The 12366-nt window shown below is 63.8% G+C and carries 15 protein-coding genes; 8 read left to right on the forward strand and 7 right to left on the reverse strand.

Annotation, left to right across the window (positions count from 1 at the left end; all coding sequences use genetic code 11):
• Positions 1–8 precede the first annotated feature (8 nt).
• Together AACQ43_RS14525 and AACQ43_RS14530 are read right to left on the reverse strand one after the other, a co-directional pair.
• Complete coding sequence (locus tag AACQ43_RS14525; protein ID WP_168967710.1) at positions 9–2051, reverse strand: protein-disulfide reductase DsbD family protein; 2043 nt, start codon at positions 2049–2051, stop codon at positions 9–11.
• 54 nt (positions 2052–2105) lie between these two features.
• Entirely contained in the window at positions 2106–2486 is a 381-nt protein-coding gene (locus AACQ43_RS14530; RefSeq protein ID WP_044801244.1) for a hypothetical protein, read from the reverse strand.
• Between the two features lie 176 nt (positions 2487–2662).
• On the opposite strand from AACQ43_RS14530, the gene AACQ43_RS14535 reads away from it, so the two are divergent.
• The 4 genes from AACQ43_RS14535 (at position 2663) to pspG (ending at position 4730) form a co-directional block, all read left to right on the forward strand.
• The gene (locus AACQ43_RS14535) at positions 2663–3391 is read left to right on the forward strand and encodes a 1-acylglycerol-3-phosphate O-acyltransferase (RefSeq protein WP_016352068.1); all 729 of its coding nucleotides are present in this window, start codon (positions 2663–2665) and stop codon (positions 3389–3391) included.
• A gap of 206 nt (positions 3392–3597) precedes the next feature.
• Positions 3598–4260, forward strand: coding sequence for a phage shock protein PspA (gene pspA / locus AACQ43_RS14540; RefSeq protein WP_024945598.1), 663 nt, complete (start codon positions 3598–3600; stop codon positions 4258–4260).
• Positions 4261–4262: 2 nt separating this feature from the next.
• Positions 4263–4469 (forward strand): PspC domain-containing protein, encoded by a 207-nt coding sequence (locus AACQ43_RS14545; protein WP_017411260.1) that lies wholly within the window; start codon positions 4263–4265, stop codon positions 4467–4469.
• Between the two features lie 42 nt (positions 4470–4511).
• The gene (pspG, locus tag AACQ43_RS14550) at positions 4512–4730 is read left to right on the forward strand and encodes an envelope stress response protein PspG (protein WP_010636066.1); all 219 of its coding nucleotides are present in this window, start codon (positions 4512–4514) and stop codon (positions 4728–4730) included.
• Between the two features lie 337 nt (positions 4731–5067).
• Here pspG and AACQ43_RS14555 read toward each other — a convergent pair whose 3' ends face one another.
• Entirely contained in the window at positions 5068–5469 is a 402-nt protein-coding gene (locus AACQ43_RS14555; RefSeq protein ID WP_168967711.1) for a GIY-YIG nuclease family protein, read from the reverse strand.
• Between the two features lie 44 nt (positions 5470–5513).
• Here AACQ43_RS14555 and AACQ43_RS14560 point away from each other — a divergent pair, with 44 nt between their 5' ends.
• Positions 5514–6248 (forward strand): substrate-binding periplasmic protein, encoded by a 735-nt coding sequence (locus tag AACQ43_RS14560; protein ID WP_168967712.1) that lies wholly within the window; start codon positions 5514–5516, stop codon positions 6246–6248.
• Here the strand turns inward: AACQ43_RS14560 and rarD are convergent.
• Positions 6230–7138 (reverse strand): EamA family transporter RarD, encoded by a 909-nt coding sequence (gene rarD / locus AACQ43_RS14565; RefSeq protein ID WP_168967713.1) that lies wholly within the window; start codon positions 7136–7138, stop codon positions 6230–6232. The genes AACQ43_RS14560 and rarD overlap by 19 nt on opposite strands.
• A 102-nt stretch (positions 7139–7240) precedes the next feature.
• Between rarD and AACQ43_RS14570 the strand changes: the two genes are divergently transcribed.
• Positions 7241–7822 carry a uracil-DNA glycosylase family protein gene (locus AACQ43_RS14570; RefSeq protein WP_168967714.1) on the forward strand — a complete coding sequence of 194 codons (582 nt, stop codon included), beginning with the start codon at positions 7241–7243 and terminating at the stop codon, positions 7820–7822.
• 10 nt (positions 7823–7832) lie between these two features.
• Here AACQ43_RS14570 and AACQ43_RS14575 read toward each other — a convergent pair whose 3' ends face one another.
• Positions 7833–8690, reverse strand: coding sequence for a DMT family transporter (locus AACQ43_RS14575; protein WP_011707447.1), 858 nt, complete (start codon positions 8688–8690; stop codon positions 7833–7835).
• A 91-nt stretch (positions 8691–8781) separates the two neighbouring features.
• Between AACQ43_RS14575 and AACQ43_RS14580 the strand changes: the two genes are divergently transcribed.
• The gene (locus tag AACQ43_RS14580) at positions 8782–9699 is read left to right on the forward strand and encodes a LysR substrate-binding domain-containing protein (RefSeq protein WP_011707446.1); all 918 of its coding nucleotides are present in this window, start codon (positions 8782–8784) and stop codon (positions 9697–9699) included.
• A gap of 90 nt (positions 9700–9789) precedes the next feature.
• Here the strand turns inward: AACQ43_RS14580 and znuB are convergent, their stop codons facing one another.
• Together znuB and znuC are read right to left on the reverse strand one after the other, a co-directional pair.
• Positions 9790–10569, reverse strand: a complete 780-nt coding sequence (znuB, locus tag AACQ43_RS14585; protein ID WP_168967715.1) for a zinc ABC transporter permease subunit ZnuB — start codon at positions 10567–10569, stop codon at positions 9790–9792.
• 21 nt (positions 10570–10590) lie between these two features.
• Positions 10591–11355: a zinc ABC transporter ATP-binding protein ZnuC gene (znuC, locus tag AACQ43_RS14590; RefSeq protein ID WP_017411255.1), complete on the reverse strand. Its 765-nt coding sequence runs from the start codon at positions 11353–11355 to the stop codon at positions 10591–10593.
• Between the two features lie 94 nt (positions 11356–11449).
• Between znuC and znuA the strand changes: the two genes are divergently transcribed.
• Positions 11450–12364: a zinc ABC transporter substrate-binding protein ZnuA gene (gene znuA, locus AACQ43_RS14595; protein WP_139390689.1), complete on the forward strand. Its 915-nt coding sequence runs from the start codon at positions 11450–11452 to the stop codon at positions 12362–12364.
• The last annotated feature ends 2 nt before the right edge of the window (positions 12365–12366 follow it).

Here is a 12366-nt window from a genome sequence, read left to right on the forward strand (position 1 = left end):
GATTCTCCTTAAAAATGGGGGGCATCGGCCTGGACGAGGCCGGCCTGATGCAACACGTCGAGCAAGTCGGCCTTGTCCAGCAGGGGCGAGAGGACCTCTCCCTCTGGCAGGCCGGGCCCGTAGATCTGGTTGAAGGGGACGGCGGCCGCACCGCGCTGGCGCAGGAAGGCGGAGATGGCATCGCTCGGCCGGCTCCAGTCGCCACGCAGGGCCACCACGTCCGGGGCCGACAGGGCGCTCTGCACCTCGTCACGCAGCAGCACGTTGTACTTGTTGGCCTTGCAGGTGACGCACCAGTCGGCGGTGACGTCGACGAAGACCCGCTTGCGCTGGGCCAGCGCATCGACGATGGCCTGTTCGGAGAGCTGCTGCCAGGCAATGCGATCGACGCTGCCCGGCCCCTGCGCCGTGAGGGCGCCCCCCAGCAGCAGGGCGCCGCCGATGAGTGCCGAGAGGGAGAGGGCCAGCGTGAAACCGCGCATGCCATAACGCCAGATGATGCCAATCAGCAGCGCCAGCAGCATGGCGGCCATCAGCCAGCCGGTGGCCGTGCTGCCCAGATGGTTGCCAAGCAGGCTCGCCAGCCAGAGGCTGGAGCCAAGCATCATTAACCCGAGCAGGATGCGCAGTCGCCCCATCCAGCGGCCCGGTTTGGGCAGCCAGAGGGCGAGGCGCGGCAGGGCCGCCACCAGCAGCCAGGGCAGGCTCATGCCAAGGCCGAGCGCCGTGAAGATGAGCCAGAGCTGGCCGAGCGGCGCCGCCAGCGCAAAGGCCACCGCGGTGCCGAGGAAGGGGGCCGAGCAGGGGGTGGCCAGCAGGGTGGCGAAACTCCCTTGCAGGAAGTGGCCACCGAGACCCTTGCCGCCGCTGGTGGCGAGGCGAGTACTGAGATTGCTGGGCAGATGGATTTCGAACAGCCCCAGCAGGTTGGCGCAAAACAGCAGGGTCACCGCCACCATGAAGCCGATGAAACCGGCGCTCTGGAACTGGATCCCCCAGCCGACGGCGCCCTGAGTCGCGCGCAGCAGGCTGCTCATGGCCGCCAGCACCCAGAAGGAGGCAATGATCCCGGCACTGGCGGCGAGGAACTGCTTGCGCACCTGTCGCTGTTCGCTCTCCTGCTGCTGCAGCACTGTGCCCAGTTTCAGGGCCAGCACCGGCAGCACGCAGGGCATCAGGTTGAGGATGAGGCCGCCGAGCAGCGCCGCCCCCAGCAGCCAGATGAGAGGCTGGCCTGGGGCCGGCAGAGCGAGAGGCCCGGCGATGGTGGCGCGGGTCTGCCAGGCTTCATCGCCGCTGCCGAGCAGCAGGCTGAGGGATTGACCACGCAAGTCAGGGGCATCCCCCTGCCAGCCATCGCTGACCGGGACCCGGGCAATCAGGGTGTTGCCGCTGACCTCGAGCGCGGGCTTGCCGAACTCGGCCCCCTCCAGCGCATCGATGAAGAGCGCAGGCTCCTGCCACCCCTCTGCCCGCACGGCGCGCAGCTGCAGCTGGTTGTGCTGGTAGCCGAGCTCGACCCGGGTGTCGGCGGGCAGCGTCTGCGGCAGGGTGCTCATGGTCTGGGCCCAGGCGAAGTCGAAACCGGCCGGCGCCTGCCCATCCACCGCCAGGGTGAAGGGGTAGTCGGTCAGGATGCAGACGTTGCTGCAGGTGGAGAGGCGCAACGTGCCCTTGAGCGGCTGCCCGGCCGGGTAGTCGAGGCTCAGGGGGAAGCTCACCTGTTGCTGATAACCCTGGGTGCTGAGCCCGGCCACCTCGAAGGGGCGCGGCGTGGGCCAGTGCCACTGGAAGTCGCCGACCGGCTGATCCCACAGGATCTGGGGCGCTATGCCCCCTTCACCCGGGCTGCGCCAGTAGGTTTTCCAGCCGGATTCGAGGGCCACCTCGAGCAGGATGCGGGTGTGGTCAGGGGCGCTGCGGTCGGCTTGCAGCCGGACCTTGGCGTGATCGTTCTGGGGGCTGGTGAGCCAGCCCGTATCGCTGGCCAATCCGCTGGATTGCCACAGCAGGCAGCCCAGCAGCAGGCTCGCCTTGAAGAGAGTTGACATAAATGTTGTCTCGCAAAAAATGAATGACAGCAGGCTGAAAAAGCGCGGCTGAACTCATTCCCGCCAGACACAGAGGGTGAGGTGAAGTCGTCGTTCGGGGGGCGACACGGCCCGTGGCGGCGGCAGTGGCGGCGTGTAGCGCCAGAGCGGGGCCAGCAGGGCGATGAGCAGGGCCACCGCAAAGAACAGCTGCTCGAGGCAGAGCAGGGTGGTGGCGCTCAGCCACTTGCCGTTGAGCTGGCAGCTGTTGGGCTGCGGGCTGGCGGGCGTGCCCTTGTCGGCCTGGTCGTCGGCCGTGACGAAGGAGGGCAGGGCCTGACAGCTGAGAGCGTGATCGAGCAGGGCCAGCCGGGCCAGCGGCTGGGCAGCGCAATTGAGCACCAGCAGGCAGACCAGCAGCAGGAGTCGTTTCGCCACGCGTTGTTGGTGAATCATGCTCGCCCCGTTCATCAAGATGGCCACATCCTAACGGCCAACGCCGGGTGGGGCAAGCCGCCGTCCGTTTTAAGGCAGAGGGGCGGGCAGCAGGGGTGGTCGGTTCTGTTTGGCGAACGCTTGTTCGCTAAAAGGGGGACCAGTATACTGCGCCGAGTCAAAATCCGAGGTGTTCGATGCTCAAACTTGCCCGTGTGCTGCTGCTTGGTCTGCTGCTCATCTTCTGGTTCCTGTTCGGTCTGCTGCTTTGCCTGGTGCGTCCGCGCCATCCCAACAACGTCTATGTTTTCGCCCGCATGTACCATGCGGTCTGCCCGCTGATCGGCCTCAAGGTCCGGGTGACGGTGGCCGACGAGGTCAAATCGGTGGGGCCGGCGGTCTACGTCTGCAACCACCAGAGCAACTACGACATCTTCACCGTGACCGGCGCGGTGCAGCCCGGCGTGGTGGCGGTGGGCAAGAAGAGCCTGCTGTGGCTGCCCTTCTTCGGCCTCATCTTCTGGCTCTCCGGCAACGTGCTGATCGACCGCTCCAACCGCTCCCGCGCCATCGGCACCATCGGCCAGGTGGTGGAGCGCATCAAGAATCGCGGCACTTCCATCTGGATGTTCCCGGAGGGGACCCGCTCCAAGGGGCGCGGCCTGCTGCCGTTCAAGGCGGGGGCCTTCCACACCGCGGTACAGGCCGAGGTGCCGGTGGTGCCCATCGTCTGCTCCAGCTACTTCGGCCAGATCGATCTCAACCGCTGGGACAACGGCGAGGTGCTGCTGGAAGTGATGGCCCCGGTATGCAGCAAGGAGCACGGCGCCGCCGGCATTCGCGACCTCTCCGACAACTGCCGCGCCCGGATGGAGGCCAAGCTGGCCGAGCTGGACAGCAAGCTCGGTCATCCCCGGGCCGCCTGAGTACAGCGCTGATCGCATGAGGGAGCCGCCGGCTCCCTTTTTTATTGGTGAAAATCACCACTGGATCGGTATTTTTCGCCACTAAGACGATATTGAAAATACCTGATAAAACCCCATCTATATGTAAGTAAAGGAAAAATAATCTTGGCACGGCTCTTGTAATGTTATGGGAAGAGATAGCCATCCCATCAACAAGGAGCCAGACCATGAGCGTATTTAGCCGCCTGACCGACGTGATCAATGCCAACCTGCACAGCCTGCTCGACAAGAGCGAAGAGCCGGAGAAGATGCTGCGGCTGATGATCGAAGAGATGGAGCAGGTCCAGGTCGAGATGAGAACCCAGGCCGCCCGCGTCATTGCCGAACAGAAGCAGCTGGAACGTCATCAGCAGGCGTTGCAGCACCAGATCCTGGAGTGGGCGGCCAAGGCCGAACTCGCCATCCAGAAGGGGCGTGAGGACCTGGCCCGGGCCGCGCTGACCGAGAAGCTGGCCGAGGTCAAAAAATGCGAACAGCTGGAACAGGACAAGGCGAGGGTCGCCGAGGTGCTGGCCCAGCTCACCGCCGACAGCGAGCGGCTGGCCGCCAAGCTGACCGAGGCGCGCGAGAAGCAGAAGCTGCTGACCTTGCGCGAGCAGACCGCCCACAGCCGGCTGCGAGCCCGTGCCCAGGTGGACAACCAGCGCATGCATGAGTTGATGGCCCGTTTTGACGGCTTTCAGGGCCGGGTCGATCAGCTGGAAGCCCAGCTGGAGGCGGCAACCCTGGGGCAGAACCCCTCGCTGGAGGCCCAGTTCCGTGAGCTGGAGCTGAACGACGAGATTGAACGGGAGCTGGCCCGCCTCAAGGGTCAAAAGGTGGAGGCATAATCATGACGCCCTGGCCGAAGGATCTTGCCCATCGCAAGCTGACCGGCGTCTGTGCCGGCATCGCCAACGGGCTGGGGCTCTCCAGGGTGACGGTGCGGGTCGCGGCCCTGATGGCGCTGATCCTGATGCCGCCCCTGGCGCTGGCCGCCTATCTGCTGGCGGTGCTGATCATGCCGCCCCGTCGTGAATTGAAGCGCTGGCTGGATTGACCCCGGGTCACTCAGCCGCATTAACCCAGTGAGGAGCAAAACATGCTGGAATTTATCGTCTTGATGCTGGTACTGGTCGGCATGGCGCTGGCCGGGTTCACCGTGCTGGCCATGTTGCTGGTGAGCGGCGTCTTCGTGCTGTTTGGCGCCCTGGCCGGCATGTTTGCCCTCATCATCAAGCTGGCGCCCTGGTTGCTGGTACTGCTGGTGGTGTGCTGGTTCATCAGCAGCCGGCGTAAGCAGGCTAATACCTACCGTTGACACTCCCTGTTACCGGATCCTTCCTTGGTCGCTGCGTGCAGCAGTCTTTTTTGAGTCTGCTGGTGGAGTGCTGGTTTCAGCAGCCGGCGCAAGCAGGTTAATCAACCTACCGTTGACACTCCCTGTTACCGGATCCTTCCTTGGCCGCAGCGTACCGCGGCTTTTTTGCGTCTGCTGGTGGCGTGCTGGTTTCAGCAGCCGGCGCAAGCAGGCCAATACCTACCGTTGACACTCCCTGTTACCGGATCCTTCCTTGGTCGCTGCGTGCAGCGGCCTTTTTTGCGTCTGCTGGTGGAGTGCTGGTTTCAGCAGCCGGCGCAAGCAGGTTAATCAACACCTACCGTTGACACTCCCTGTTATCGGATCCTTCCTTGGCCGCTGCGTACCGCGGCCTTTTTTGTGTGCGTGTGTCGGCCAGCCATGACTGGCTGCAGGCGAGCCAGCGCTCCGGCTGGGTGATCAGCTGCTCCTTGAAAGCCTTGCTCTGCTGCTTGAGCCGGTATTCGAGGCGCAGCGCCGCCCCTTTCTCGCCGACGGCCTGCTGCCACGCCAGGGTCAGCGGCCCCTTGCCACGCAGGGCGCGGGACCCCTTGCCGCTCTGATGCTGGTGCAGGCGGCGTACGGGGTCCGTGCTGATCCCGGTATAGAGCAGGCCGCTGGTGGTGCGCACCATGTAAATGAACCAGTGGCTGGCGGGCGGATAGGCCGCCGGTTCGGCGCCAGGAGCGGGTTTTCTCATTCGATCTCTCTGTGCCACACTCAAGAGCAGCTCAAGGAGGTGCGATGCGAGCGTGGTGGTGGTTGTGGTGTTTGCTGTCGATATCGGCTCATGGCGAGACGCTGCGTCTCTACGACTATCATCAGCACCCCCCCTTCATGACCGGGGAGCAGACCGGTCTGAGCCGGGATCTGGTCAAGTATCTCAATGAAAAGCTTGGCGGAGAACCCAGGCTGGAACTTTGGCTGGTGAATCGGGCCAGACTGGCGCTGGAGATGTCGGATCCTGGCTTCGACGGCCTGGTGGCCTGGGTCAATCCCGCCTGGGTGGGGGATCCCCAGCGCGAGCTCTACCTCTGGACCTTTCCCATCATGCGCGATACCAACGAGCTCATCTCCAGCGTCGTCAGGCCGGTCATCTATCGCGGGCCCGACTCACTGAAGGGGATGACCTTCGGCGGCATCGAGGGGTATCGCTATCAGGGCATCGACGAGGCGGCGGCCAGGGGCGATCTGGTGCGGGTCGATGCCAAGAAGGTCAAGACCAACTTCAGCCTGCTGGTGCGCGGCCGCATCGACGTGACCCTGGTGCCGGGCTCGGCGCTCACCTTCTTCACCCATGACCCGGCCTTCGAGGGCAAGCTGTTCGTCTCGCCCTTTGCCCAGTCCAGCTATACCCGCCACATCCTGTTGCCAAAATCCCGCAGCGCACTGCACAGCCGGCTGAATGACATCGCCGAGCAGATGGACCGGGATCCCAAGTGGCACGCCATCCTGGAGTCCTACCGCGGCAGACCCTGAGCGCCGGCATTGCGGCGCAGATGGCGCCCGAGCTTGTGCAGCGGCAGCAGGCTCACCAGCAGGCCGGCCCAGACGAAGGCAAACCCCACCGATTTCACCGGATCCGGCGTCTCGCCAAACCAGAAGATGGCGAGCAGGAAGGCGAGGCTGGGCTCTATGTATTGCAGCAGACCCACCGTGCTCATGCGGGTGCGCATCATGCCGTAGCAGAACAGCCCCACCGGCAGCAGGGTGGCGGGGGCACTGCCCATCAGCAGCAGACGCTCGGTCCAGTCACCGGCCACGAACTGGCTGGCGCCGCTCACCGCCAGAGCGCCGATGATCAGCAGGGCGACAGGCAACTGCACCAGCGCCTCAAGGTAGAGGCTGACGCCGGCGTCATAGTGGACCTTCTTCTTGAGCAGACCGTAGAGGGCGAAGTTGGCCCCCATGATGAGGGAGAACCAGGGCAGCTGGCCGTAAGAAAACAGCATGTAGGCCAGCCCCGCCAGCGCCAGCGCCACCGCCAGGTGTTTCTGCGGGGTGAGCCTCTCTTTGAGGAACAACACGGCAAACACGATGTTGAACAGTGGCGTCATGAAGAAGGCGAGGCTGGTGGCCAGCACCTGGCCGGTGGTGAGGCACCAGGTGAACATGCACCAGCTGATGGACATGACGGGGCCGGCCAGCAGGATGAGGCCGAGCTGGCGCGGTTCGCTGCGCAGCCGCGCCCAGGGCACCCGGTAGCCGATGAGGAGGAACAGGACGCCCAGCAGCACCGCCGACCAGAGTACCCGGTGGGAGAGCAGCTCCCACATGTTGACCGCGGGCATGAACTGGTAATAGAGGGGCAGCATGCCCCACAGCACGAATGAGAGGGCCGCGCTGCCGGTGCCCATCCAGTTCTTCATCTCGCTCCGTTTATTAAATTAAACAAATTTGGCTGCATGATAAGTATCTGCTGAATCTTTCACAAGCAGGATCCGGCGGAAAACTCTGCTACTATCGGGCCCATGAACCGACTCGACAGTTTGTTTGAACAGATCCGTACCTGCCGCCTGTGCGAGGCACACTTGCCGCTCGGGCCCAGACCGGTGATCCGTGGCAGCGAGCGCGCCCGTCTGCTGATCATCGGCCAGGCGCCCGGTACCCGGGTGCATGCCAGCGGCATCCCCTGGAACGATCCCTCCGGCGATCGCCTGCGCCAGTGGCTCGGGGTGGACAAGGCCACCTTTTACGATGAATCCCGTATCGCCATCATGCCGATGGGGCTCTGTTACCCCGGCAAGGGCAAGTCGGGGGATCTGCCGCCGCGCCCCGAATGTGCGCCTACCTGGCACGACAAGGTGCTGATGCTGCTGCCCAACATCGAGCTGACCCTGCTGATCGGCCAGTATGCGCAAGCCTACTATCTGCGGGATGCGGCGAAAGGGTCGCTGACCGAGACGGTACGCAGCTGGGCGGACTATGGCCCGGCCTGGTTGCCGCTGCCGCACCCGTCACCGCGCAACACCTTCTGGCTCAAAAAGAACCCCTGGTTCGAGCAGGATGTGATCCCCCATCTGCAACAAAGGGTCGCCCCACTGCTGGGGTGACCCTCGTTGGCTAGAGCGCCGGTTCGACCTGCGGTTTGGGCTTGCTGCGGGCCATGGCGATGAGCGGCAGTATGATGCACAGGCACCCCAGCAGCAGCGGCAGGCCCGGCTGTTCATCGAACAGCCATACCCCGATGGCGACCGCCATCAGCAGGCCGGTGTACTCCGCCGAGGCTATTTTGCTCGCCTCCGCCTTGCGATAGGCCACCACGCACAATCCCGCATAGACCATGATCAGCGCTGAAGAGCCGAAGGCGGGCCACCACATCTGCCACTGCCAGTCGCCCCCTTCCCACCAGGCCAGCGCCATGATGAAAGGCATGCTCAACACGTTGGTAAAGAACAGGGTCTGGGCGATGGGCTGCTGGAGCGGGATCCGCTTGATCAGCAGATTGTTGAGTGCCATCGAGAGCGCCACCCCGAGCGCCGCCAGCGCCGCCCAATTCACCTCGGTGGGGCGCAGCACGATCAGCACCCCGACAAAGCCGATGAAGGCGGTCAGTACCTTCTGGCGCGAGATCGCTTCCCCCGCCAGCCACACCGCCAGCGGCACCATCATCAGCGGCGCCGCATAGAAGAGGGCGTTGGCGGTGGCCAGCGGCAGCCGGGTGAGGGCGATCACCATCAGGCAGACGCCGACGGCCCAGATATGGGCCCGCAGCAGATGCCACTTGAGCGCCACCGGCGGGTTGCGACGCCATGACCAGAGCAGCCAGGGGGCCAGCAGGATGGCGGCGGAGAGCTGGCGGAAGAAGACGAACTGGAACACTGGCTGGTCCGGCTCCAGCACCTTGACCAGCGCGTCGGAAAAGACCGCCACCATATTGCCCAGCACCAGATAAAGGATGCCGATCCCCACTGCATTCATACCACCTCCCATGTTTGATAAGGGAAGGGTAGCCCGCGCTCCGTTATCCAGTAAAATGATAAAAAATCACCATGCATGAGAATTTTGGATAATGAAGCTGCCTCCCTTGCGTGCCGTTCAATACTTCGAAGTGGTTGCCCGCCTGCTCAGCTTTTCTCGTGCCGCGGTTGAGCTCAACGTCAGCCAGAGTGCGGTCAGCCACCAGATCCGTCTGCTGGAGGATTTTCTGGGTGAGCGGTTGCTGCTGCGCCAGGGCCGCCTGCTGTCGCTGACGGCGCAGGGGGAGGTCTATTTCGAGGGGATCTCCGCCGGGCTCGGCCAGATTGCCCAGAGCAGCGAGCAACTGCGCGGCGGCGGCGAAATGCGGATCCGGCTCGCGGTTTACAGCTCGTTTGCGGTGAAGTGGCTGATCCCGCGACTGGCGGGGCTGCGTCAGCTCTATCCCGAGCTGGATCTCAGCCTGGAGATGGTGGCGGAGGACCCCGAGCTCTCCGATCGGGTGGCGGACTGTTTCATCACCGTCTCCCCCAAGGGGCCTGGCTATATGCACGATCTGCTCTATCGGGAGCGGTTGATGCCGGTGTGCAGCCGGCGGCTGTGGCAGCAGGTGGAGGGGGAGTGGCCCGCAGCTCTGTGGCAACTGCCGCTGCTCTCCATCCAGGCGATCTACAAGGAGAAGGGGGAGGATTGGCGGCGCTGGGCCGACGTGGGCGGGCTGACGATCGCCCCCGAGGCGAGGATGCACCATTTCAGCCACATTCTGCTGGCACTGGAGGCGGCCAATTGGGATCAGGGGGTGGCGCTCATCAACGACTATATGCTGCAGCCGGAGGATCCCGGTCTGGTGCGACTGCCGCTGCATGCACTCGAGACCGGGGACAACTTCTATTTCGTCTGCAAGCGTTCGCGTGTCCATGAGCCCGCCATCAGCCGGCTGCGCCAGTGGCTTTGGCAGGAGGCGCAAGCCAGCCTGCGCCCCGGTGAGAATGAACCGCTCAGGCGCGTTTGAATAGGCTCGGCACGAGCAGTTGGTGGCGGAGAGCCAGCGAAGAGACGAGATATGGAGTGGCCTGACGGCAAGGTTCAGGCCACGCTAGGTTCAGGCTTTCTTGAACTGACTCAGGATAAACAGGCTGGTGGCGCAGACCACCACCGAAGGGCCGGCCGGGGTGTCCTGATACCAGGAGAGCAGCAGCCCGCCGAGCACGGCAAGGCAGCCGATGAGGGCGGCAAAGCCGGCCATTTGTTCCGGTGTGCGGCTGAAGCGGCGGGCCGTTGCCGCAGGGATGATCAGCAAGGAGGTGATGATCAGCGCCCCGACGAACTTCATCGCCACCGCGATCACCAAGCCAATCAGCAGCATCAGCACGCCGCGCAGCACATCGACCCTTACCCCTTCCACCCGGGCCAGCTCTTCCGAGATGGTCATGGAGAGCAGGGGATCCCACAGCCGCCACAGGGTGAGCAGCACCAGGGCGCCGCCGCCGTAGATCCAGAGCAGGTCCATCGGTTGTACCGAGAGCAGGTCGCCGAACAGGTAGGCCATCAAATCCACCCGCACGTTGTCCATGAAGCTCAAGGTGACCAGACCGAGCGACAGGGCGCTGTGGGCCAGGATGCCGAGCAGGGTATCGGTGGCCACCTGCTGGTTGCGGCTCATGATCACCAGTAGCATCGCCATGGCGAGGCAGCAGACCACCACCGCCAGGGTGAGATCCACCTGCAGCAGGATGCCGAGCGCGATGCCGAACAGGCAGGCATGGGAGAGGGTGTCGCCAAAATAGGCCATCTTGCGCCACACCACGAAGCTGCCGAGGGGGCCGGCCAGCAGGGCGATGCCGAGACCGGCCGCGAGGGCGTATAACAGAAAGCTGTCCACTTGATGATCCTGTCGGGTACGTTATTGATTGCGGGAGGGCAGGCGAATGACGGGGGCCTGCGGTTCATGATGATGGTGTTCGCCGTCGCAGTGGTGATGGTGGGTGTAGACCGCCAGGACCTCCTGTTCCGGTCGGCCGAACAGACGGGCAAACTCGGGGTGGCGGGCCACGCTTTCCGGCTCGCCGTGACAGCAGACGTGGCGGTTGAGGCAGATCACCTCGTGGGTGCTGGCCATCACCAGGTGCAGGTCGTGGGAAACCATCAGCACGGCACAGTTGAACTCGGCGGCCAGCTGGCTGATGAGGGCGTAGAGCTCGATCTGGCCGTTGATGTCCACCCCTTGCACCGGTTCGTCCAGCACCAGCAGCTCGGGTTTGACCAGCAGGGCGCGGGCCAGCAGCACCCGCTGCATCTCGCCGCCGGAGAGTTTCTGCATCCGGTTGTCCAAGAGATCTTCCGCACCGACCCGGTTCAGCGCCTCCTCGATGGAGAGGCGGCCATTCTTGCCAAGCTGCAGGAAGCGGCGCACCGTCAGCGGCAGGGTGGGATCCAGATAGAGGCGCTGGGGCACATAGCCGACCCGCAGGTCGCGGCTGCGGGTAATTTGGCCCGAATCCGGCGTGAGCAGGCCCAGTACCAGCTTGCTCAGGGTACTCTTGCCAGCCCCGTTGGGACCGACCAGGGTAGTGATTTTGCCTTTGTTCAGGGTAAAGGAGACCTTGTCGAGCACGGATCGTCCATCAAATGAAAGACAGACCTCTTTCAGCTCCACCAGTTGGGTCATGACAGCTCCGGGGTTTACAGCCTGTGAGAGTTATAATATAACAATAATGTTGGTTTGTTATATTATCACACACACACTTCCTGACGAGATCTCTATGCGAATTCTTGCCCTGATCACTGCCCTGCTGGCGGTGAGTCTGCCTGTCCGTGCCCTCGAGGTGCTGACCACCATCAAACCGCTGGGTTTCATCGCGGCAGCCATCACCGACGGCGTAAGCGAGCCCAAGGTACTGCTGCCGACCGGCGCCTCGCCCCATGATTTTTCCCTGCGCCCCTCCGATATTCGCAGCATCAATGAGGCCGATCTGGTGGTCTGGGTCGGCCCCGAGCTGGAAGGCTTCATGGCTAAACCGCTGGCCAAGCATCCCCATGTGTTGACCCTGACCCGGGTCGAAGGGATGCCGCTGTTCGATTACAGCAAGCAGGCCGGTCACGAAGAACACGCCGACGAGGGGCATGAAGGGCATGATCACGACGGTCATGAGGGGCACCATCACGAGGGCGTTGATCCCCACATCTGGCTGGGGCCGACCCAGGCGCTGGTCATTGCCAATGCCCTGAGCGAAACCCTGAGCGCTCAGGATCCGGCCAACGCCGAGCGTTATCGCGCCAACCTGCTGGCGTTCAAGGCCAATGTGGAGGCCAAAGACAAGGTAATTGCCGAGCAGATGAAGGCGGTGAATCAGAAGGGCTACTTCGTATTTCACGAGGCCTATGGCTATTGGGAGCGCCACTATGGGATGAGCTCCAAGGGCCACTTTACCGTGAGCCCGGAGCGACGCCCTGGCGCCAAGACTCTGGTGGAGATCCGCAAGGCGCTGGAAGAGAAAAAGGCGAGCTGCATCTATGCCGAGCCGCAATTCTCGCCGGCGGTGATCGAGTCGGTGGCCCGCAATACCGGTGCCAAGGTGCTGCTGCTGGATGAAGTGGGTGAGCAGGTACCGCTCGGCCCGGATGGCTATCCCCGGTTCATGCAGCAACTGGCCGACGCTTTCGCCGAGTGCCGCTGACA

It is taken from the genome of Aeromonas sp. DNRA1 (assembly GCF_963888745.1).
Classification (GTDB): domain Bacteria; phylum Pseudomonadota; class Gammaproteobacteria; order Enterobacterales; family Aeromonadaceae; genus Aeromonas; species Aeromonas hydrophila.

What these genes read in the sequence shown, in the direction of transcription:
- AACQ43_RS14530 (WP_044801244.1), bottom strand. Translation starts at nt 2,486, where the DNA reads ATGATTCACCAACAACGCGTGGCGAAACGACTCCTGCTGCTGGTCTGC.
- AACQ43_RS14575 (WP_011707447.1), bottom strand. Translation starts at nt 8,690, where the DNA reads ATGAATGCAGTGGGGATCGGCATCCTTTATCTGGTGCTGGGCAATATG.
- AACQ43_RS14555 (WP_168967711.1), bottom strand. Translation starts at nt 5,469, where the DNA reads ATGAGAAAACCCGCTCCTGGCGCCGAACCGGCGGCCTATCCGCCCGCC.
- AACQ43_RS14580 (WP_011707446.1), top strand. Translation starts at nt 8,782, where the DNA reads ATGAAGCTGCCTCCCTTGCGTGCCGTTCAATACTTCGAAGTGGTTGCC.
- AACQ43_RS14560 (WP_168967712.1), top strand. Translation starts at nt 5,514, where the DNA reads ATGCGAGCGTGGTGGTGGTTGTGGTGTTTGCTGTCGATATCGGCTCAT.
- AACQ43_RS14570 (WP_168967714.1), top strand. Translation starts at nt 7,241, where the DNA reads ATGAACCGACTCGACAGTTTGTTTGAACAGATCCGTACCTGCCGCCTG.
- znuC (WP_017411255.1), bottom strand. Translation starts at nt 11,355, where the DNA reads ATGACCCAACTGGTGGAGCTGAAAGAGGTCTGTCTTTCATTTGATGGA.
- AACQ43_RS14535 (WP_016352068.1), top strand. Translation starts at nt 2,663, where the DNA reads ATGCTCAAACTTGCCCGTGTGCTGCTGCTTGGTCTGCTGCTCATCTTC.
- pspG (WP_010636066.1), top strand. Translation starts at nt 4,512, where the DNA reads ATGCTGGAATTTATCGTCTTGATGCTGGTACTGGTCGGCATGGCGCTG.
- AACQ43_RS14545 (WP_017411260.1), top strand. Translation starts at nt 4,263, where the DNA reads ATGACGCCCTGGCCGAAGGATCTTGCCCATCGCAAGCTGACCGGCGTC.
- AACQ43_RS14525 (WP_168967710.1), bottom strand. Translation starts at nt 2,051, where the DNA reads ATGTCAACTCTCTTCAAGGCGAGCCTGCTGCTGGGCTGCCTGCTGTGG.
- pspA (WP_024945598.1), top strand. Translation starts at nt 3,598, where the DNA reads ATGAGCGTATTTAGCCGCCTGACCGACGTGATCAATGCCAACCTGCAC.
- rarD (WP_168967713.1), bottom strand. Translation starts at nt 7,138, where the DNA reads ATGAAGAACTGGATGGGCACCGGCAGCGCGGCCCTCTCATTCGTGCTG.
- znuA (WP_139390689.1), top strand. Translation starts at nt 11,450, where the DNA reads ATGCGAATTCTTGCCCTGATCACTGCCCTGCTGGCGGTGAGTCTGCCT.